This is a genomic window from Mesorhizobium salmacidum (SeqCode) (assembly GCF_037179605.1).
Lineage (GTDB): Bacteria > Pseudomonadota > Alphaproteobacteria > Rhizobiales > Rhizobiaceae > Mesorhizobium > Mesorhizobium salmacidum.
Genome location: NZ_JAPYKS010000005.1, coordinates 172,493 through 192,215 on the forward strand (window position 1 = coordinate 172,493; position 19,723 = coordinate 192,215).

Annotated in this window: 16 protein-coding genes and 1 pseudogene; 8 read left to right on the forward strand and 9 right to left on the reverse strand. The window is 63.3% G+C overall.

From position 1 onward, the window contains the following. The first annotated feature begins 19 nt into the window (after positions 1–19). From O7A60_RS09080 to O7A60_RS09110, 7 genes and pseudogenes are all read left to right on the forward strand, one after another. A pseudogene (locus tag O7A60_RS09080) lies at positions 20–1,772 on the forward strand (thiamine pyrophosphate-dependent enzyme). A gap of 143 nt (positions 1,773–1,915) precedes the next feature. Continuing rightward, positions 1,916–2,791, forward strand: a complete 876-nt coding sequence (locus O7A60_RS09085) for a cytochrome c oxidase assembly protein (protein ID WP_027144321.1) — start codon at positions 1,916–1,918, stop codon at positions 2,789–2,791. Positions 2,792–3,001: 210 nt separating this feature from the next. After that, positions 3,002–4,030 (forward strand): cytochrome c oxidase subunit II, encoded by a 1,029-nt coding sequence (gene coxB, locus O7A60_RS09090; RefSeq protein ID WP_337105951.1) that lies wholly within the window; start codon positions 3,002–3,004, stop codon positions 4,028–4,030. Further along, a complete protein-coding gene (gene ctaD / locus O7A60_RS09095; protein ID WP_337105952.1) occupies positions 4,027–5,967 on the forward strand; it encodes a cytochrome c oxidase subunit I in 1,941 nt (646 codons plus the stop codon). The genes coxB and ctaD overlap by 4 nt, the downstream gene beginning before the upstream one ends. Next, positions 5,964–6,566: a cytochrome c oxidase subunit 3 gene (locus O7A60_RS09100; protein WP_337105953.1), complete on the forward strand. Its 603-nt coding sequence runs from the start codon at positions 5,964–5,966 to the stop codon at positions 6,564–6,566. The genes ctaD and O7A60_RS09100 overlap by 4 nt, the downstream gene beginning before the upstream one ends. Before the next feature lies 1 nt (position 6,567). After that, the gene (locus O7A60_RS09105; RefSeq protein ID WP_337105954.1) at positions 6,568–6,909 is read left to right on the forward strand and encodes a hypothetical protein; all 342 of its coding nucleotides are present in this window, start codon (positions 6,568–6,570) and stop codon (positions 6,907–6,909) included. A gap of 26 nt (positions 6,910–6,935) precedes the next feature. After that, complete coding sequence (locus tag O7A60_RS09110) at positions 6,936–8,381, forward strand: c-type cytochrome (RefSeq protein WP_337106057.1); 1,446 nt, start codon at positions 6,936–6,938, stop codon at positions 8,379–8,381. Here the strand turns inward: O7A60_RS09110 and O7A60_RS09115 are convergent. Next, a complete protein-coding gene (locus O7A60_RS09115) occupies positions 8,353–8,778 on the reverse strand; it encodes a c-type cytochrome (protein ID WP_140504053.1) in 426 nt (141 codons plus the stop codon). The two genes, O7A60_RS09110 and O7A60_RS09115, sit on opposite strands and share 29 nt — an antisense overlap. Positions 8,779–8,866: 88 nt before the next feature. After that, a complete protein-coding gene (locus tag O7A60_RS09120; protein WP_140712635.1) occupies positions 8,867–9,169 on the reverse strand; it encodes a hypothetical protein in 303 nt (100 codons plus the stop codon). 268 nt (positions 9,170–9,437) lie between these two features. On the opposite strand from O7A60_RS09120, the gene O7A60_RS09125 reads away from it, so the two are divergent. After that, the gene (locus O7A60_RS09125; protein ID WP_415926808.1) at positions 9,438–10,760 is read left to right on the forward strand and encodes an Nramp family divalent metal transporter; all 1,323 of its coding nucleotides are present in this window, start codon (positions 9,438–9,440) and stop codon (positions 10,758–10,760) included. A 22-nt stretch (positions 10,761–10,782) separates the two neighbouring features. Here the strand turns inward: O7A60_RS09125 and O7A60_RS09130 are convergent, their stop codons facing one another. The 7 genes from O7A60_RS09130 to O7A60_RS09160 all read right to left on the reverse strand — a co-directional run bounded on the left by O7A60_RS09130 (position 10,783) and on the right by O7A60_RS09160 (position 19,636). Beyond that, complete coding sequence (locus O7A60_RS09130) at positions 10,783–11,331, reverse strand: invasion associated locus B family protein (protein ID WP_337105955.1); 549 nt, start codon at positions 11,329–11,331, stop codon at positions 10,783–10,785. A 66-nt stretch (positions 11,332–11,397) separates the two neighbouring features. Next, on the reverse strand, positions 11,398–11,859 hold the full coding sequence (locus O7A60_RS09135) for a DUF4189 domain-containing protein (RefSeq protein WP_337105956.1): 462 nt from the start codon (positions 11,857–11,859) through the stop codon (positions 11,398–11,400). Positions 11,860–11,905: 46 nt separating this feature from the next. Continuing rightward, the gene (locus O7A60_RS09140) at positions 11,906–12,598 is read right to left on the reverse strand and encodes a hypothetical protein (RefSeq protein ID WP_337105957.1); all 693 of its coding nucleotides are present in this window, start codon (positions 12,596–12,598) and stop codon (positions 11,906–11,908) included. Between the two features lie 13 nt (positions 12,599–12,611). Continuing rightward, positions 12,612–13,160 (reverse strand): invasion associated locus B family protein, encoded by a 549-nt coding sequence (locus O7A60_RS09145; protein ID WP_337106059.1) that lies wholly within the window; start codon positions 13,158–13,160, stop codon positions 12,612–12,614. Between the two features lie 91 nt (positions 13,161–13,251). Continuing rightward, positions 13,252–18,174, reverse strand: coding sequence for a YadA-like family protein (locus O7A60_RS09150; RefSeq protein WP_337105958.1), 4,923 nt, complete (start codon positions 18,172–18,174; stop codon positions 13,252–13,254). Positions 18,175–18,371: 197 nt separating this feature from the next. Next, the gene (locus tag O7A60_RS09155; RefSeq protein ID WP_337105959.1) at positions 18,372–18,791 is read right to left on the reverse strand and encodes an AraC family transcriptional regulator; all 420 of its coding nucleotides are present in this window, start codon (positions 18,789–18,791) and stop codon (positions 18,372–18,374) included. A gap of 656 nt (positions 18,792–19,447) precedes the next feature. Then, on the reverse strand, positions 19,448–19,636 hold the full coding sequence (locus tag O7A60_RS09160) for a hypothetical protein (RefSeq protein ID WP_337105960.1): 189 nt from the start codon (positions 19,634–19,636) through the stop codon (positions 19,448–19,450). Positions 19,637–19,723: the final 87 nt, after the last annotated feature.

Genomic DNA, 19,723 nt, shown 5'->3' on the forward strand with positions numbered 1-19,723 from the left:
TCACCGGAGCGATCCTGACATGGCAAATGCAGCAGAAATTCTCGTCGACACACTCATCGCGTGGGACGTGGACGTGGTGTTCGGCTTGCCGGGAGACGGCATAAACGGCGTCATGGAAGCGCTGCGCACCCGGCGGGACAAGATAGCCTTCGTGCAGGTCCGGCACGAAGAGTCGGCTGCCTTCATGGCGTGCGCCTATGCCAAATGGACAGGAAAGCTAGGCGTCTGCCTGGCAACGTCCGGTCCCGGCGGAACGCATCTTCTGACCGGCCTTTATGACGCCAAGCTCGACCAGGCTCCGGTGCTTGCGATCACGGGCATGCAGTTCCACGATCTGATCGAGACGTTCACGCAGCAGGATGTCGATCTGACGCGCGTGTTCAACGATGTCTCCGTCTATAATGCCCATGTCTCCGATGCCGCGCATATGGAAAACGTTGCCAGCCTCGCCTGCCGAACCGCGCTGGCGCGTAAGGGCGTCGCCCATCTTTCGATTGCCAGTGACGTGCAGGAGCAAGAGGGCGATCCCTCAAAGCGCAGCAAACGCAACCGCCCGGCGCACACGCCGCAGCAAATGTTCGCCGGCCACACCATGCCGCTGGACGCCGAGCTTGACGAAGCAGCCGCCATTCTGAACCGCGCCTCGCGAGTGACGATCCTGGCCGGACGCGGCGCCATCGGCGCGGCCGCGGAACTCGAACATGCCGCCCATCTGCTGCAGGCACCTGTCGCAAAGGCCTTGCTGGGCAAGGCGGTGCTGCCGGACGACCATCCTCACACGACCGGCGGGATAGGCATCCTCGGAACCCTGGCTTCACAAGAAGCGATGGAGACCTGCGACGGTGCTGATCGTCGGTTCCACCTTCCCCTACATCGAATACTACCCCAAGCCCGGGCAGGCCCGTGGCGTCCAGATCGACTGCGATGCGCAGCGCATTGGCCTGCGCTTTCCGGTCGAAGCCGGTCTTGTCGGGGACGCCGCCGAGACACTGCGCGCGCTCAATCAACGTCTGACCCAAAAGCCTTCCGGTGAATTCCTGCAACACTCCCAGGAAACCATGAGGAGATGGCGCCAGATGATGAGGCAATCCGAAAACGCGCGGGCGCATCCGCTGAAGCCGCAAACGATTGCCCGGGCGTTCGGCCAAAGACTAGCCGACGACACGGTGCTGGCCACCGACTCCGGTCAGAACACGGAGCTTGCCGCCCGCCATGTCGATCTTCGAAGCGGCCAGGCGTTTGGCGTATCCGGATCGCTGGCATCCATGGCTTGCGGCCTTACCTATGCCATCGCCGCCGGCATTGCATTTCCCGGTCGACCGGTCGCCGCTATCGTGGGAGACGGAGGTTTTGCCATGCAGCTGGGCGAATTCTCGACGGCGGTGCGCTACAAGACTCCGCTGAAGATTCTGGTCGTCAAGAACAACATGCTCAATCAGATCGCCTGGGAGCAGATGATGTTTCTGGGTAATCCGCAATTCGGTTGCGAACTGCAGCCGATCGATTTTGCCAAGGCGGCGGAAGCGATGGGTGCAAGCGGTTTTCGCATCGAGCGGGCCGATCAGATCGAGACTATTCTCGACGAGGCCTTCGCAACCGAAGGTCCGGTTGTGATCGAAGCGCTGGTCGATGCCTATGAGCCGTTGATGCCGCCCAGGATGCCGCTCGACTATGCCAAGAATTTCCGCCAGGCCTTGCCGCAGACGCCGGGGCACGAGCGCATCGAAGAAAATATTGCCCGGGAGCCGGCGAAGTCGATGATGGATGCCTAGAGCAATTCCCGCGAAAATGCGAAGCGGTTTGCGTTCGGAATTGCGTAACAAACATATAGAGCATCGGAGGCGAACCTGTTTTCGCCGGAAATACTCTGGAGCCGCGAAATGCAGCCAGGAGAGCAATGCCCCAGAGGCGGAGGATGAGCTTCGACGCACTCTTCTCGACCTCTATCTGCTATGGCAGCGGCGCCCCGCAAGCCGGTTGGACGCTGGCGTTTCCGATTACATTTCCGCTCGCGGCGGCTGTGTCGCTGTACATTGCTGGCGCCAGCCGGCTCTGGCGTCGGAGCGGACGCGGACGTCCTTTGCGGTCGCGGCAGGCCTTGCTGTTTTTCGCCGGCTGGGCCGCACTGGCGGTCGCGCTTGTAAGCCCGATCCACGCATTGGGCGAACATGTGTTTGCCGCTCACATGGTCGAGCACGAACTGCTGATGGCCATCGCGGCACCGCTGCTGGTCGCTTCCCGACCGATGGCGGCAATGATGTGGGCGCTGCCCGCGCGGCTGCGCCAGACGCTCGGCGCGGCTGGGCACACAAACATATTTCAGGTGATCTGGGCTGTCATGAGCCGCCCTGTGGTCGCGACTTTCCTGCACGGAATCGCGATATGGACATGGCATGTTCCAGCGCTGTTTGAGGCTGCGCTCCAGCAGGGCTTTCTGCACTATGCCCAGCATGCGAGTTTTCTCGGCACCGGGCTTCTGTTCTGGTGGGTGCTGCTGCCCCGCCCTGGCCGCGAACAAGACTGTGGCGGTGCGGTCATGCATCTTTTCTTCACCTCGCTGCACACCGGCTTGCTCGGGGCGTTGTTTGTCGTTTCGCGCAGGCTGTGGTACCCGGAAAATGCCATCGGCTCGAAACTGTGGGGCCTCAGCCCACTCGAGGATCAGCAATTGGCGGGCCTGTTGATGTGGATTCCGGCCGGCCTGATCTATGGCGGAGCCGCACTGCTCCTGGCCGCTTTCTGGATTGGAACAAGCGGGCGGCGGCACGCTTCCCACCTGCCCATCATCTAGAGCCGCGCTTCCGCCGTATGCCGAAGAACGGCCGCCCCTCGCCTTGGTTCGACAAAGTATTCCCTGAGTTCGCGCTCTTTCCAGGGACGGTAGCGTTGCCAAGCATCCTTTTGCAACCAACCGCGTTATGGCCTTGGCAACGATGGTGGATCCTTCATGGCAAGGTGCGTGAGTCCGGTGGCCCGCCCTCGTACGCGGAAACGACCGCTGATGCCGCTCACCTGCACATGGCCAAAACAGTGGGCCAGCACAGCGCCAATGCTGGTCCTGGCTGGATGCAGCGACTGGCAGTCCGCGCTTCATCCACACGGTGCGAATGCCCGAAGGATCCTTGACCTGATCTGGTCCTTCAGCGCGGTTGCGACGGGCACATGGCTGCTTGTCATGCTGGTCTTGGCGGCAGCGCTTCTGCGTCGCCGTCTGACCGAGACAACGCATTTGCCACTTGAGATCGATGTCCGGCAGGAACGTCGGTTTACGCGCCTTGTCGCAAGCGCCATCGCTTTGACCGTTCTCGTGCTCGTCATGCTGACGACGATGAGCTTTTTCGCGGGCAAATCCATTGCTTCGCTGAGCGGAACGGAAACGCTCACCGTCCGGGTCACCGGGCATCAATGGTGGTGGGAGGTCCGTTACTTCGGGAATGAACCGTCGCAAGCGCTCGTCACGGCAAACGAGATCCATATTCCCGTTGGCGACCCGGTCAAGGTCGAGCTCGATTCGCTCGATGTCATTCATAGCTTCTGGGTGCCAAGCCTCGCCGGCAAAAGGGATCTCATCCCGGGCCGGCCAAGCGAGCTCACGCTTATTGCGGACAAACCCGGAACCTATCGCGGCCAATGCGCCGAGTTCTGCGGCTATCAGCACGCCCATATGGCCATCACCGTCGTTGCGGAAAGCCGCGAAGCTTTCGATGCGTGGCGATCCAGGCAGGACGCCGCGGCGCCCGCGCCCGCCGGCGAAGAAGAACGCCGCGGCCAGCGGGCTTTTCTTTCCACCGGCTGTGCACTCTGCCACACGATAAGAGGCACACCGGCCGGCGGAACGCTTGGACCTGATCTTACCCATCTCGCAAGCCGCCGCGCACTGGCTGCTGATACGTTGGCCATGACCCCAGGGGCGCTTGCTGCCTGGATAGCCGATCCGCAGTCCATGAAGCCCGGCGCCAAGATGCCGCGCATTGCCCTCAGCGCCGACGATCTCAATGCCGTCGTCACCTATCTTGGAAGCCTCGAATGAGCGGCGTTGCGGGAACGTCAGCCGAGCATGAACAGGAGGTGCTGAAAGGCGTGCGGGACACCGGCCTCGATGAGGCGAGGCTGCGCGCCTTTCTGGCGCATGCCTGGCGAACGCCGAAAGGCCTTTATGGCTGGCTGGTCACTGTCGATCACAAGCTGATCGGCCGGCGCTATATCGTGACGGCTTTCCTGTTCCTCATCCTTGCAGGTCTGTCCGCGCTGGCGATGCGGTTCCAGCTTGCCCGGCCCGAAGCCGGCTACATCGGTCCCGATCTCTACAACCAGCTGTTCACCATGCATGGCACAACGATGATGTTTCTGTTCGCCGTGCCGGTGATGGAGGCGTTCGCCATCTACCTGGTGCCGCTGATGATCGGCACCCGCAATGTCGCCTTCCCGCGCCTCAATGCCTTCAGCTACTGGGTCTATCTTTTTGGCGGGCTGATGATCTGGATAGCCTTTGCCTTCGAAACTGGCGCCGACGCCGGCTGGTTCTCCTATGTTCCGCTCGCCGGACCTGAATACGGCATCGGTAAGCGCCCCGATTTCTGGGCGCAGATGGTGACTTATACGGAAGTGTCCGCACTCGCGGTCGCTGTCGAGATCATTGCGACAGTGTTCAAACAACGCGCGCCGGGCATGTCGCTCGACCGCATCCCGCTCTATGTCTGGTCGGTCCTCGTTACCGCTTTCGTCATACTGTTCGCCATGCCCGCGGTGATGGTATCGAGCACGATGCTGATCCTCGGCCGGTTGGTCCGCACGAAATTTTTCGATCCTGCCGCGGGGGGAGATGCACTGCTGTGGCAGCATCTGTTCTGGTTCTTCGGTCATCCCGAGGTCTACATTATCTTTATTCCGGCGACCGGCTTTGTCTCCGCGATCCTGCCGACCTTCGCCCGGCGCCCGGTCTTCGGCTATCTCGGGATCGTGCTGTCGCTGGTCGCGATCGGCTTCCTCTCCTTTGGCCTGTGGGTGCACCACATGTTCGCCACCGGTCTGCCCCAGCTCGGCGAGAGCTTCTTCACCGCTTCCTCGATGATGATCGCCATTCCGAGCGGCATTCAGATCTTCTGCTGGATCGCGACGATCTGGGGCGGCCGGCCGAGCTTCGCCACGCCCATGCTTTTCGTGCTCGGCTTCATCTTCACCTTCGTGATCGGCGGACTGACCGGGGTCATGGTCGCCTCGGTACCGCTCGACCTGCAGGTGCACGACACCTATTTCGTGGTTGCCCATTTCCATTACGTGCTGGTCGGCGGCGCCGTCTTTCCCCTGCTCGGCGCCGTCTATTACTGGTTTCCCAAGATCACCGGCCGCATGCTGTCTGAAAGGCTTGGCCGCTGGAACTTCTGGCTGGTCTTTCTCGGCTTCAATCTCACCTTCTTCCCCATGCACATTCTGGGTCTGCAAGGCATGCCGCGCCGTGTTTACACCTATCCGCCGGCGAGTGGCTGGGGCGAGATGAACCTCTTCATCAGCCTCTCGTCGCTGGTGGTGTTCGCCGGTTTTGCGCTCTTCTTCCTGAACATCCTGCTCAGCCTTCGCAACGGCCGCATCGCCGGAGACAATCCCTGGCAGGCGAGCACGCTCGAATGGGCGACGACTTCGCCGCCGCCCTCCTACGATTTTTCGCGGCTGCCGGTGGTAAACCACCGCGAACCGCTCTGGGCCGAACCCGACATGCTCCTCGTCGTCGAAGGCCTGCGCGTCGATGCCCGCGAGGTGCTCGCCGGCACGGTCGCCGACGCGGTGCCGCAACTGAGGGTGCCATCGGCCGACAATTCGATTTGGCCGCTGCTCTCGGCCATCGCGGTTGGCGGCGCATTTCTCGGCTCGATATTCACGCCATGGGCGGTGGTCTGGGGCGCTATACCGGTCTCGATTGGCTTCATCTGTTGGTTCTGGCCGAAAGGCGAACCGGAGGACGAGGAATGAGGCAGCGCCCTGTCGCCGATGTCAGCCACCTGCCCACATATGATTTCGGGGCGGCGAGCCCGATGTGGTGGGGAACCCTTGCCTTCATCGCCCTTGAGGCGACGGGTTTCGCCTTGGCGATCGGCACCTATTTCTATCTGGCTGTGCTGGCCCCGCATTGGCCGATCGGGGCGCCAGCACCAGATCTGCTGCCAGGCACGACAGTATTGGTTATTCTGCTGGCGAGCATCGTGCCCAACCATCTGCTCGAACTTTGGGCGCGCCGTCAGGACCTCGCGAAAGTTCGCCTTGGCATGATCATCATGTCGATCGCCGGAATTCTTCCGCTGATCGTTCGTGTTTGGGAATTTCCGGCGCTGCGGATTTCCTGGGATCAGAACGCCTACGGCTCGATCGTCTGGTTCCTGCTCGGACTACACACAACGCATCTTCTTACCGATGTCGGGGACACGATCGTCCTTGCGGTTCTCATGTTCACGCCAAAAGGCAAGGCCGGCCGACGCTTCAGCGACGTCTCGGACAACGCCTCCTATTGGGACTTCGTGGTCGTCTCATGGGTCGTGCTCTATCTTATCATCTACTGGGTCCCGAGGATGTGAGATGCAGGCGATCCGCACCGGCGTTTCCTGGGCAGGCCTGGTCAGTGGACCAGCCGCGTGGGCCATAACGCTGCAGCTCGATTATTCAACCGCGTTCTGGCAATGCCACGCCGGTTTTTGGCCCACTGCCTTGTTCTCGTTGATAGGTGCCGCCGCCGCCACGGCAGGCGCGCTGCTGTCGTGGCGCGCGATTCATGACCGAGGCCATGGCACGAGCCCGCCCCTTAAAGCGCGCACTCGCATGTTTCTGGCTAGGACTTCGGTCGGCATTGGAGCGCTGTTCACGCTCGTGATGCTGACACAAATGTTGGCAGGGCTGACCTTCAGCGGGTGCGAACTGTGATGGCGCCACGAAGCGGGCTATTGGCCGTGCGCCGCCGCCGGCGTGCGCTTCGGCATGCGGTGAGCGCTCCAGTCCCCGCCGCCATCTCTTATGCGATCCCGTCCGTTTTGGCATCGTTGGCGTTTTGCACGCACCTGCAGGCGAGCGAAATCCAGAAGGGTGAATATCTTACCCGGGCGGCCGACTGCATCGGCTGCCACACGTCCAATCCCAGCCGCCCATTCGCCGGAGGCTATCGCGTCCCAACGCCGTTTGGCGACGTCTTTTCCACCAACATCACACCGGACCTCGATACGGGCATCGGGCGCTATTCCGCGGACGAGTTCGTGCGAGCCGTCCAGCAAGGCGTCAGGCGTGACGGGGCCGACCTTTATCCCGCAATGCCCTATGACAGCTTCGCAGCGATGAGCCGCGAGGACGTGCTCGCGATCCGGTCGTATCTGCTGGCGCAGCCGCCGATCTCCCAGCCGCGCCCAGCAAACATCCTGCCTTTTCCGTTCAACCAGCGATGGACTCTGGCGCTGTGGAAGCTCGCGAACTTGCACAGCGGCGGTTTCATGCCGGATCGGAGCCGAACCGCCGCATGGAACAGAGGGGCCTATCTTGTCGAAGTGCTCGGTCACTGCGGTGCCTGTCACACGCCAAGAAATACGGCGTTCGGCATGGATGACAATCGCAAGCTTGCCGGCGGCAGCGCCGGCATCTGGCAAGCCTTCAACATCACCAGTGACAAGATCGCAGGCGTCGGCGGCTGGAGCGATGAAGAGCTGTTTCGGTTTCTCAAGACCGGCGCCGTGCCCGGAAAGGCATATGCAAGCGGCCCGATGGCGGAAACGGTCATGAACAGCCTGCAACATCTGTCGGACGACGACATCCGTGCCATGGTCGCCTATCTCAGGGATGTGCCCGCACAACCCGGGGACGAAAGGCAGCCGCGTTTTTCATGGGGCAATGTGCCTACGATCGCGGACAATGCTGGAAGCAAGGCGCAAGGTAGCGGAACCGCGGCCGGCGGCGATCTCTATCGGTCGCTCTGTTCGGGGTGTCATGGAGCAAATGGAGGCGGATCAGCGGACGGCTCCGCCCCATCACTGACCCACAACACCTCCCCCGGCGCGGCCGTGCCTGACAATGTCGTCATGACGATCCTCGAAGGCGTCAAGGCTGGTGACGTCGCGGAACGCAAATCAATGGCGGCCTTCGCCGGCTGGTTGGACGACGCCCAGGTGGCGATACTTGCAAATTATGTGACCGCGCAATTCGGAAATCCGGAAGCGCGCGTTACGGCGGCCGACGTGCGTCAGATGCGGGCCGGCACGTCAACGGCGCAGACAGTCCTGGTTCTGGCGGGACAGGCGCTGGCGGTTGGAGGCGCCGGAGTGCTCCTTGATCTACTGTTTCTGCTGGCAAAACGACTGCGCCCAGCACTGCCCTCAGCGCGTCTCATGTTCGTGCATAAAGATAGGCGGTGATGTCGCGCGCCTCCTGGGGCGACAGATTTGTGTTGGGCATGGCCGTCTTGGGATCGACGTCGCGCGCCCTGCTGATCCAACGCATCATCGCGTCTGGGGATGTTCGCGACGCCCCGACATATTCTCTCTCGGCGACGCCTCGCAGGGACGGACCGACGGTGCCACGGGCACCAGGGACTCCCGGAATTTCGTGGCATCCGCCACAGCCATTGCGGATCATTGCCGGGACGGCGCGGTCAGGATCTCCACCAACCGCCTGCAGGATGGTGGTTTCTCGCAGATTGCTGCTGCGCATCAAGCCGATCGCGCAGACCGACAACGCAATAAGGGTAGCCGCCGAAGCGCCTGCCGCCCACGGCAGGGCGGATGGCGCCTGCTTGACGGCCTGTCGGCTCATCTGCGCCTGCGGCGTTGCAACGAGAACGCCGCCCGATTGGTCGCCCCGGAGAGAAGAGCGACTTCGGGCGGTGCTCCTAGCCACCGGCTCATTTGTTGCAGTTCTGCATGTTCGACGTTGTCGCGCCGGAGGCGGTGTTGTTGTCGATGTCGTTGCCCGCGGCATCCTTGCAGCGGTCGGTCATGCCGCTCGACGATTTCGTCGAATTAGTAGCGTTCGGATCGGTGGGCGTTACCCCTGCACCAGAGCCGGTGCCGGTCCCATTTGCGCCATTGGTCATGCCGGATGTCGAGCCTGAACCGCTGTTGGTTCCGGTGCCGTTCGACTGTGCCATGGCCGATGTGGCCAGAGCGACCGCAAGCACCGTGGCGGAGAGAAGTTTGGTAATCATGGAGGATCTCCCTTGGTTGTGTGTGCTGCCCCCACCAAACCAGTCGCTCGCTTATATGTTCCGAGTGAAATGATCTTCAGCGAATTCTTATGGGTTCTTTGCCGATCGATTTGATGATGGCCCTCACATGTCGCGGAAACCGACCCGTGCGAGAAATATCATGTCTCCGGCAAAGGAAGCACCAATGGTGTTTCAGCGATCACTAAAGGAACCGAATGGCGATCGCTGAATTCTGCTTCAAGCGGATATATCGAAAGGGGCCGCGGTTTTGGAGCACCTCCATGAGGACATAAGCGCCGAAGTCTCTGAAAAACAGAGTAATATTCGGGCAAAAGGGCCCTTCCAGCGATTCCTGCACACAATCGGACCTGGTTTCATCACAGGCGCTTCGGACGATGACCCTTCGGGCATCGGCACGTACAGCCAAGCGGGCGCTCAGCTGGGCTTCGATGTCGGTTGGACGATGGTGTTCACTCTTCCGCTCATGGTCGCGATCCAGGAGATAGCAGCGCGGATAGGCCGCACGACAGGTCGAGGTATTTCCGGCAATCTGGCCCGACACTACCCGCCTCCCCTGATATATTTTGTGGCCTTGCTTTTGTTCGCCGCCAACGTGATCAACATCGGGGCGGACCTGAGCGCGATGGCTGATGCATTGCGATTGCTGGTGGGCGGCCCAAGCTCGCTTTACGTCGTTGCGTTCGGCCTGGCTTGCGTTTTGGCGATCGTCTTTCTCGACTACAGCCGGTACGTCACGGTCCTGAAATGGACAACGCTGAGCCTTTTTGCCTACGTGGTGGCTGCGTTTCTGGCTGATATCCCATGGGGCGAGGCCCTCAAGGGGGTCGTTCTTCCGCACATGGAATGGAGCCGGGCCTTCTTCACGACATTTCTGGCCATACTCGGCACCACGATTTCTCCCTACCTGTTCTTCTGGCAAGCGTCGCAAGAGGTCGAAGAGGAGACGATCGACCCCAAGGCCAAGCCGCTGAAGCGGGCACCGTGGCAAGCGCGGGGTGCCTTCCAGCGCATTCGCGCCGACACCCTGGTGGGCATGGCTTTTTCGAACCTGATAGCCATCGCAATCATCGTTACAACGGCTGCCACCCTGCACAAGGCCGGGGTGACCGACATCAATTCTTCCTCTGATGCGGCCAAGGCCCTGGAGCCGGTCGCGGGCAAATTCGCATTTGTGATCTTTGCAATGGGGATTATCGGCACCGGCCTTCTCGCGGTGCCGGTTCTCGCGGGTTCGGCCGCGTTCGCCGTGGGCGAGGCGTGCCGCTGGCCAGTGGGACTGGAGCGCAAGCCGAAGGCAGCGATGGCATTTTATGCGACCCTGGCCGCCGCCGTGGCGCTGGGAATGGGGATCATGCTCACGCCGATCGATCCCATCAAGGCGCTTTACTGGAGCGCCGTCATCAACGGCATATGCGCGGTCCCCGTAATGGTCGTCATGATGCTGATGACCGGACGTTCCGATATCATGGGCAAATTCCCCGTTGAGGGTTGGCTGCGCTTTCTCGGATGGCTCGCGACAATTGTAATGGGACTGTCCGTGGTCGGCCTCGCGCTGCAATGGGCCTTTTGAGGTCCCCCCGTCGCCTTGCTCCTCAACGTGCGCTGAGCGCGACCATGCGATCGAGGGCGGCGCCAAGGCCTTTCAGCGACACCGGGAAACTCAGCGGGGTCTCGGCCGCGGTGGTGACGTTGAGCTTGAGCTCGCTGCCCGCCTTGAGCCTCTGCGTCAGCGCCCGGTCGATCGGAAACAGCGCCACGCATCCGTTCGGCAGGCAGGTCCTGAACTTCAACGGTCCGACGGGCTGCTGGTCGTCGATCTGCGCCGCTACGCCGGGCTCGAACAGGATGCCGAAGGGCAGCAGCAAGGTTCCGGTCAATCCGCCCTTCTGCCCCACGCGCAGTTCCACGGCCAGAAGCCTCTGGCCGTTTTTCTGCGTCTGGTCCTGCGTGACCGTGCAGACCCGGGCATTGTCCTGCATGCCGCAGGCCAGCTGCCAGTCCTGATAGGTTTCCTGGAGGGACGATGCGCCGTGCGGCAGCGACGCCGCCTGCTGCTGTTGAGCGAAAGCAGCCGGCAGCGAAGCGGAGAAGGCAGCCGCGCAGATGGCGGCTGCCTTCAGCGAAAAATGTCTACGAACCAATGAATGCGGCCTTCTCTTTTGTGCCGGGCAAATGCCCAAAGTGTCGGCTTCGAGACGCCGTTATTCTCACGTACAGACCCATTCGCGGATCTTGCATTGGATCCCCCCTGCCTCGCAGGCCTGCAGCGCGAGGTCCTCCGCCTCCCGGCGGGTCCCGGCCGAGTTCACGCCCCAGGGGGTGAATCGGTGCTCCACCTTGTCTGCCACGGCGAGCGCGCCGCAATGCTTGTAGGGAAATCCGGTCTCGTCGTCGTCCGTCCAATGGCGGTGATTGCGGAACACGGCAACGACATTGCAGGCTTTTCCACCGGCATTCTCGCAATATCTCTGCGCTATGTCCTTGGCTTCCTGCCGCTTGTCGGCGCCCCAGAAGAAGCCGTACTTGGTATCGGTCTGGGAGTAGGCGATTGCCGCCCAGATACCTTTCTCCTCCTGCGGCGGTTCGGACGGCTTCACCAGATCGGCCGAGACCACCTGCCCGCTCCACAGCAAGGCCATGCACAAGACTGTCAAACGTCGCGATTTCATGGTCCGCAATCCTTTCCCGGGCGCCTCGCCCATTCGCCTGACATCCTCACTTGGCCGCCGATGCGATCGAGATCACCACGCATGTGTTGCCCGTCGGCAGCAGAAGCGCTTCACCCGTGCTGCCGCCAAGCTCGTACACCTCGACCTGTCCGAGATGGTCGGTGATCTTGCTGCCTTGCGGAAGAATGGACGGAATGTCCGCGCACGGGCTGGCGAACGGCGCCACCCGCACCATCGCGCCCTCGCAGCCCGACGCTGTGGGCGATGCGAAGACCACGCCGGCCGCCGGGCCGCTGTACCGATCGGTGGCATAGTCCATGCCGACAAAGGCCTGGACGGCGTGCTTGTCGGCGGCCTGGTCGTTCCACAGCGATTTGACGCTGTATTTCGTGCCGGTCGTCAAAAGCTGCCCGAGCACCGGGAAGACGGTCGAGCAGGCCTGTACGCCGGCCTGCTTGACGTGCTGGAGGAAGGGCGTGTCCGGCAGCGCGGGAGCGGCGGCGGCCTCGGCCTGTGCCGCCGTCGGGCTGCCGACCAGGCCGGCGATCGCGGCATAGTTCGCGCCGGCGAAGCCGATGCCCATCATGGCCAGGCCCAACAGCGAAAACCCGACGATGCGCGGCCACCGCCGCGGCGGCTCGACCGTCCTCTTGCGGTCCGGCTCGACGATCCTTTTGCGGTCCGGATCGACCGTCGGATTGCTGCGCGTCGCGGAGATGAATGGGTCTTGCTGGCTCACGGTGCTGCCTCGGTTATTTGACTGGCGCAAGGGCCTCGGACAGCCCCTTGAGCGTTGCGGTGACGGTAATGGTCTGGCCATCGACGGTCGGGTACGAAATCGCCGGCGTCGCCTTTTGCGCTATCTCCTGGCGCATCAGGGGTCCCACCGGCAGCATGCCGACGCAGACCATTTCGTTGCAGCCATTCAGATGCACGTCGATCGGTTCGGCGCGCCCATCGAACTTCAGCGACACCAGCCCATCGCTCCTGGCGTTCGGCGCGGTGCGCAGGATCATGTAGGGCTTGCCATCCTGGGTGGCGGCCAGCGACCAGCTGAACGCCATCTTGCCGGCGCCGTCCTCGATCACCTGCGAGACGTTGCAGACCTTCTTGCGCGCCTTGAGGTTCTCGTCGCAGATCAGCGTCCAGTTTTCGAAGGGGCGGATGGTGCGCTGGTATTGTCCGAGCTTCACATCGGGAGGCACGATCACGTCGGAGGGCTTGATCCTGTAGGGCGAAGCCACCTGCGCGGCAGCCGGCGCCAGCCCGCCGGCAAGCGCCAGGCAGGTCAGCCATGCCATGGCAAATCCGGGGAAACCCGACGGTTTTCCCGGATTCGCGTCTAGCCTGTCATGGCCGGTTCGCCTGTTCATTGCCGCCCTGTTGTCCACCTCAGTTCAAGGTGAAGCTCAGGCCGGCGCCGACACCGACATTTCCACCCGCCGCCGTGCCCGACACATTGCCACGGATGCGGCCGTCCTCGCTGGTGTAGCCGGCGCCGAAGGCAAAGGCGCTCGAATCCCGCCAGAAGCCGCCGCCGGCCGCCACGCTCAGCTTGCCGGGACGGTCGTCATAGCGCAGCGAGGCCGCCGCCAGTCCGATTGCCGCCGCCTGCCGGGCTTCATCCCTGATGCCGCTGATGTCGGAATTGAGCTGGCCAAGCTTCTGGTCGGTATAATTGTTGGCCTGTTGCAGCGTCGTGACCGCCACCTGGTCGGTATAGGTCTTGCTCTGGGCCAGGTTCAGGTTCAGCTGGTTGACGTTGACCGCGTCGGTGCCGGCAACGCCGGGGCCGACGTTGGAGATGACGACAGGCGCATTCGGGTCGCCGCCCTGCAGCGTTATCTTGTTGGTCTTGGTCGTCGATCCGTCCGGATTGTTGATGGTGTCGTATTGCACGGTGTTTTGGACAGTGCCGCCGATTCCGCCGATCGTTTTGGTCAGGTCCTCGATCGCCGTGTTGGTGGCGTAGAGCTGCGACCCGTTGATCGCATCGGTGCTGCCGGAAGAAATGCGTCCGGCGGCGACATTGGTGATCGTCCGCTCGGAGCCGGCGTCGCCGACGCTGACGGTTCCGGTCGGGGTGGTGCCGGCATAGGCGTAGGTCTTGCCGTTGATGACCGTGCTGGACGTGCCGACGGCGGCCTGCGACACCGAACCCGAACCGAGCGCCACATCGCTGGCGTTGTTGGCCTGTGCGCCCTGGCCGAGCGCGACAGCACCTTGCCCCGCGGCTGTCGAACCATGGCCGGCGGCCAGGCTGTCTGTGCCGCTCGCCACGCTCTCCGGCCCGATCGCCACCGCGTCGGTGCCGCCGGCGACCGAGTCGGCCAGCGCCGAATTGGCGTGGAAATACTTGATGCCGCCGCCATTGTTGATGTTGGTCAGCGCATTGTCGACGGCGGTGAAGCCATCATAGACGGTCGAATAATTGTTGCCCTGAATGGTGTAGGTCGGGCCGGTGATCGAGCCGTCGGGATTGACCGTGGTGCCGCCGCCGAACAGGTTGGACACGTTTTGCGAGACGCCGCGCAACTGCGAGACGTTGACGCCGTCGGTGTCGGCCGAGCCCGCCGCGACATTGGTGAGCTTGCGTTCGGCACCCGCGGCGCCGAACGACACTTCGCCTGCGGAAGTCTGCGCGGCGGTCAGGCCAAAGGCGGTGTAGCCGGCCTGCGCGCCGACAGAGGTGATCGACGAGGCACCCAGTGCGACGCTGTTGGCGAAGGTGCTCTGGGCGCCGGCGCCGAGCGCCACCGACTGGACGCCGGAAGCGGTCGAGTCGGTGCCTAGCGCGATGCCGTCGGCCAGCATCACATGGGCATTCTGGCCGATGGCCGTGCCGCCGGGCGCCGTCTGGTCGACGACGGCGCCGTTGCCGATGCCGACGCCATTGTCGCCGTTGACGACCGTGGTCGGGCCGACCGCGACCGATTCCGCACCGACCGCCAGCGAGTCGCCAGCCGTCGAATTGGCATGGAAATATTTCGTCGAGGTGGCGGAGACCGCCGCGATCGCCCCCGCCAGCTGGCGCACCGTCACGGCGTCCTGGTCCTGCGTGCCGTCGGCGACGTTGGTGATCTGCCGGTAGGCGGTGGCGGTGCCGACCGACACGGCGCCGAGCAGCGTCTTGTCGGTGGTGTTGTACTGGATGAAGTTCGACGGACCGGCGGCGATCTGCCCGGAAGCGGGAGCGATCGCGCGGTCGGAGACCGAACCCGAACCGAGCGCCACGCTGCCGTCGATGCTCGCCGCGCTGTCGCGGCCGAGCGCCAGCGCGCTGACGCCGGTCGCGGTCGCCTGGTAGCCGACGGCCGTCGAGCCGACGCCTTGGGCGAAGGAATCGGTCTGCGCCAGCCCGGTCTCGTTGGTGCGGGCGTAGCGAATGCCCTCGCCATTGGTGGTGGTATAGATTGCCGAGGTGTCGCCGGCGATGTTGTTGATCGTGTTGCCGAGATTGGTGATGTTGCCGCCGATGGCGGCGATGTCGGTGGTGTTCTGCGTCACCTGCTGGTTGGTGGCGAAGAGCTGCGAACCATTGACGGCGTCGGTCGAACCGCCGTTCAACTGCCCGGCCGCGACATTCTGGATCTGGCGTTCCGCGCCGGCCGAACCGACGGAGAAGGCGCCGGCCGGCGTGCCGCCGGCGAAGGTGTAGTTGACGCCGCCGATCGTCGTGCCGCCGACAGCTGTCGTGGGGCCCGATGCCGAATTGAGGCCGATCGCGACGTCGCCGGCATTGTTGGCCACGGCATTGGGGCCGACGGCGACGGAATCAGTGCCGAGCGCCTGAGAGTCCGCCAGCGTCGAGTTGGCGTGGAAATACTTGATGCCGCCGCCGACGTTGATGTTGTTGAGCGTGGTGCCGATGGCGTCGACCGCCTGGTTGGTGGCGAACAGCTGCGAGCCGTTGATCGCGTCGGTCGAGAGCGCGCTGATGCGCCCGGCCGCCAGATTGGTGAGCGTGCGTTCCGCGCCGGGCGCGCCGATGCTGACCGTCGAGGTCGGCGCGGTACCCTGGAAGGCATAGGTCGTGCCGTTGATCACCGCACTGGCCGTACTAACTGCCGCGACGGTCGTCGAACCGGAGCCGAGCGCGACATCGCCGGAGCTTGCCGCCGCCGTCGCGCCATTGCCGAGCGCGACATTGCCCGCGAGACCGGCAGCGCCCGCCGTGGAGCCGTTGCCCAGCGCCACGGAGCCTTGTCCGATCGCCTTGTTGTTGTTGCCGATGGCGACGGCACCCGCCGCCTGGTTGGCAGCGGTGGCGGTTGCCGTGCCGTCGCTGTTGGCGATGTTGTTGGCGCCGCTGGTGACGGCGCCTGTGCCGCTGGCATAGCTGGGGTCACCGATCGAGACCGCGCCGTCGCCATAGGCGGTGTTGCCGGAACCGATGGAGACGGCCTTGCCGCCGGTCGCTACCGCATTCTTACCCATGGCGACAGCCTCGGCGGAATTCGCCGTCGCACTGCTGCCCACCGCTATCGCGTCGGCGGCCGTCGCACTGGCCAGGACACCGACCGCGGTCGCACGATCGCCCGACGCAGTGCTGCTCAGACCGAGGCCTGTGGACCAGGTGCCCGTTGCCTTGCTCGCGATGCCCAGAGCCGTGCCACCCTGCCCCGTGGCGACAGCGCTATTGCCAATCGCGGTCGCTTCGAAAGATGTGAAGCCGCCGGGAAGCGCCGTGCCCGAAGCGCCGCTCGCATTGGCGAAAGCGCCGATGGCGATTGGTGAACCGTTGCCGGTGGCGACGGCGTTGGCACCAATGCCCATGGCGATGGCGCCGGCGCCGGGAACACCGCCGGAGGCAGTCGCACCGTTGCCTATCGCGACTGCCGCACCTGACTGCGCATTGGCCTGATTGCCGAGCGCCACCGATTGCGCGCCGGCCGCGCTGGCGCTGACGCCGCCAGCGAGAGAATTGGCTCCTGCAGCATTCGCTCCGGACCCGAATGAAGAGGCGTTTGCGCCGCTTGCGACGGCGGTGTTGCCAACAGCCGTGCTGGCGGAGCCGCTCGCAACCGAGGTAGTGCCCATCGCGACGGCAAAAGCGCCGGAGGACAGCGAATTGGTGCCGATCGCGATGCTGTTGGGCAGGGCCGTGTTGGCCTGAACGCCTGCTTGCGCGCCGACGCCGAATGCGATGGACTGGTTGCCCCAGGCACTGGCTGTGTTGCCCATCGCCGTGGCGCCGGTTCCCGTTGTTTTGGACAGGACACCTACGGCAGTGGAATTGGAAGCGCCGGCAGCCGCTCCTACGCCGAGAGCGGTCGCTTGAACGTCGGTTGCAAACGCGTTCTGGCCGATCGCGGTGCTGGACGTGGCTGTAGCGTTAGCATTAGGTCCGACGGCGGTGCTGTATTGGCCCGAGGCATTAGCTATGTATCCCATCGCCGTTGCGTTGAGGGCCGATGCAGTGGCCTCGCGTCCTAAGGCCATGGAATTGGTGCCGCTGGCGACGGAGGACCAGCCTCCAGCGAACGCAACGTTGCCGCTGGCGGTGGAGCTGACACCCACCGCGGTGGAGTTCCCCCCCGAAGCGGAGGCAAAGGTACCCAGCGCGCTGGAGCCGGCCGCGGTGGCCTGGGCTTGGACGCCGAGCGCGACCGTGTTGACGTTGCTTGAGATCGTGCCTTGGCCCAGCGCCATCGCGCCACCGGCACCCGTGGCTTTCGCATTGAGGCCGAGAGCCACCGAATATTGTGCCGAGGAAACGGACGAACGTCCCATCGCGATGGCGTCGTTCAGGGACGCGGTGACATCCGTGCCGATGGCGATCGCGCCCGGTGACAATGCGCCCGTTCCCGCAACGGTGCGCGAACCGAGATACATGCTGTTGATCTGTGTTGCGAGCGCCTGAAAGCCGATAGCGACGGCGTTCTGGCCGCCTGCGTTGGTGCTCGTGCCTTGTGCAATGGAATCCGATCCGGATGCGACAGAGCTGGTGCCAATCGAAATGGCGCGGGTGCCCGACGCCGTGCCGCCGCCGCCGACAAATTGTGCCTGCGCCGGAGCAATGTGAAGAGCTGACAGCGCCAGCACCGCAACACCAGCCAAGAGGGCTCGCTTGCCCTGCGCGGCGAAAGCGCTCGAAAGGCTTTCGATACAGGAGACATTACCCGCCCCGAGTGCGCCAACCCCCAGATCTTTGCGGCGCATGCCAAGAACGCGAGACGCCATACGCAATACCGCCATTAGGCGCCGTCGAATCGAGCGCGAGCCCAGATCGGCCCCCGCGATCCAGTGCCCGGCGAAATGCGCCGCGCGGCGCTGCACAAGAAGCGAGCCGCTCGAAATCTTGGTGTCGGTCATGGTGCCCTCTCCGCTGGCCGGCATGGAATCGTCTGACAATTCCAATCCACTACAGGAAGACATGATTCCTGCTTGCGGTATTTCACGATATTGCTGTCTTGTGAGAAAAGGGCCGAGCAAACCGGCAGAGGTTAACGGCTCGTTACGTTAGCAACTGCTTTAAGACAAAGTAATCAAACAATGTCGCGAGCGACGCCTCATCTAACCTTGGCGTTAAGCTTGCCCATCCGCGCCTGCAATGGCGTCACCTGCCGGTATTTCTTCATCATGGTGGTAAAATGGCTCTGGCTTGAAAATCCGCAGGAATGAGCGATGTCCGTGATCGTCATGCGGCTGTCGGCAAGCAGCCTTTCGGCAAGGTCCAGCCGCAGGTCGAGAACATATTGGTGCGGCGGCACCCCGAACGTCCTGGCAAATGCCCGCACGAAGTGAGAGGGCGAAAGCCCACCGACCGCTGCCATCTCGGCGAGCGCCAGCTTGCGCGTGAAGTTCTCGCGCAGGAAGTCCTGCACCTTGCGTGCGCCGCGCGGAGAAAGCCCGCCTTTGGCATTGAACTCCGGCTGCCGGGCCGAATTGATTCGGGAAACCGACCCGGGGAAATCATCATCGCCCGGCATTCTTCGGCCTCCTGACAGGTCCCGGATGGAGTTCAACCCGAGGACTCCTTCCTCGTTCCCCCGGAAAATAATTGGTGATTGATCGCAACGGGCCTGCATCGTCAGGCCCGTTCACATGGTCGATCCGTCCCGACGGCGAACGATGCGCGGGTCGCATGGGCGCAGGCACGATCGCTAAGGGGTATTCCCTGGCCAGGAATGTCCGCGAGCCGGGCCCGCGGACCGAATGGATCACGTTCCCTTGCCCGGCCTTTCGCGGACCGGCATTTTCAGGAATGTTGTCCAGGACGTATCGAGCTATCCGCTTCCGATCGATGCCCCGGGAAACGCCGCTTTCCCGAGCCTCGTCCGCATTTTTCATTCACGCTGCCTCAGCCGTCTCGACGCCGCCTCAAATCCCGTTTCCCCGACCCGAAGACAGCGTAACGCACGCACCTTGACTTGGGAAGAACTCCCACGCGCAAAGAAAAATCTTTATTCGGGAAAAGGTAGAAAAATGAACGGCGTTGACAAGCGTTTCATTGTCGCTCGGCGCGAGGTCTTCGCCATCCCAGAGTTTCGCCGATCGGTCATGACACGACCGGTCACGCGATTCTGCATTCTCGTCAACCACTGATGGAAAGCCACGTGCGGAGCCGGTGATTGGCAGCCCACTCCTACAGATCACCGCGCCGATTCTCGTACAGATCCCAGGCGAGTTCCACGAAAGCCAGAAGAACGTCGTCCCGGTTCCAGCCGGCAGCCACCGCCGCCTGGACGATCCCATTGATGAGAGGCAGCAACTGGTCCTGGCAATCGGCCGACATATCGCCGTCGCCCGGCCCTTCAAAGTTGAACGTGATCATCCGGCGCCCCCCTCGCCTTCAGCCGAAGTGTTACATCGGCAATTTTGTTCCCTCTGATATACAACGGATGCGGCACCAAAGTACAGG

Coding starts and splice junctions, on each gene's coding strand:
- O7A60_RS09135 (WP_337105956.1), bottom strand. CDS start 11,859: ATGAAATCGCGACGTTTGACAGTCTTGTGCATGGCCTTGCTGTGGAGC.
- coxB (WP_337105951.1), top strand. CDS start 3,002: ATGCCGCTCACCTGCACATGGCCAAAACAGTGGGCCAGCACAGCGCCA.
- O7A60_RS09160 (WP_337105960.1), bottom strand. CDS start 19,636: ATGATCACGTTCAACTTTGAAGGGCCGGGCGACGGCGATATGTCGGCC.
- O7A60_RS09085 (WP_027144321.1), top strand. CDS start 1,916: ATGAGCTTCGACGCACTCTTCTCGACCTCTATCTGCTATGGCAGCGGC.
- O7A60_RS09120 (WP_140712635.1), bottom strand. CDS start 9,169: ATGATTACCAAACTTCTCTCCGCCACGGTGCTTGCGGTCGCTCTGGCC.
- O7A60_RS09155 (WP_337105959.1), bottom strand. CDS start 18,791: ATGCCGGGCGATGATGATTTCCCCGGGTCGGTTTCCCGAATCAATTCG.
- O7A60_RS09105 (WP_337105954.1), top strand. CDS start 6,568: ATGCAGGCGATCCGCACCGGCGTTTCCTGGGCAGGCCTGGTCAGTGGA.
- O7A60_RS09145 (WP_337106059.1), bottom strand. CDS start 13,160: ATGGCATGGCTGACCTGCCTGGCGCTTGCCGGCGGGCTGGCGCCGGCT.
- O7A60_RS09115 (WP_140504053.1), bottom strand. CDS start 8,778: ATGAGCCGACAGGCCGTCAAGCAGGCGCCATCCGCCCTGCCGTGGGCG.
- O7A60_RS09150 (WP_337105958.1), bottom strand. CDS start 18,174: ATGACCGACACCAAGATTTCGAGCGGCTCGCTTCTTGTGCAGCGCCGC.
- ctaD (WP_337105952.1), top strand. CDS start 4,027: ATGAGCGGCGTTGCGGGAACGTCAGCCGAGCATGAACAGGAGGTGCTG.
- O7A60_RS09100 (WP_337105953.1), top strand. CDS start 5,964: ATGAGGCAGCGCCCTGTCGCCGATGTCAGCCACCTGCCCACATATGAT.